General features: G+C 80.2%; 1 protein-coding gene. It reads left to right on the top strand.

All coding sequences use genetic code 11. The annotated features are described in order from the left end of the window. The first annotated feature begins 191 nt into the window (after positions 1-191). On the top strand, positions 192-317 hold the full coding sequence (locus PUR61_RS00540; protein ID WP_329874464.1) for a hypothetical protein: 126 nt from the start codon (positions 192-194) through the stop codon (positions 315-317). Positions 318-364: the final 47 nt, after the last annotated feature.

The raw sequence follows: 364 nt of genomic DNA on the forward strand, positions 1-364 counted from the left end.
CGGCGAGACCCGTGGAACCGGGGGGGTCGGCGTCACCTGCGGCCGGTCCGCAGCACCGGCGGGTACGTCGTCGCCGGCGGGGAGGTGCCGGCCCCCACAGCGGTCAACCGGCCGCCCGGCCCGGCCCCCACCGCCTGGTAGGACAGGTCGGCGTAGCCGGGCCCGGAGAGGACGAGCGTCTCCCAGCGGCCGTGGGTGACGCGCAGGCCGAGCGGCCGAGGGTGAAGCGCAGGCCGAGCGGCCGGACCGGCCCGCCGCACGTCACCCAGCCGACGGCGGCCAACCCGCCCGGGACGGCGGTGCCCGACCACAGCTAGCCGGCCACGCCCCCCGGGGCGGCCACCGTGCTCCAGGAGCGGCCGTC

This window comes from Streptomyces sp. BE20 (genome assembly GCF_036322525.1).
In the GTDB taxonomy this organism is placed as follows: domain Bacteria; phylum Actinomycetota; class Actinomycetes; order Streptomycetales; family Streptomycetaceae; genus Kitasatospora.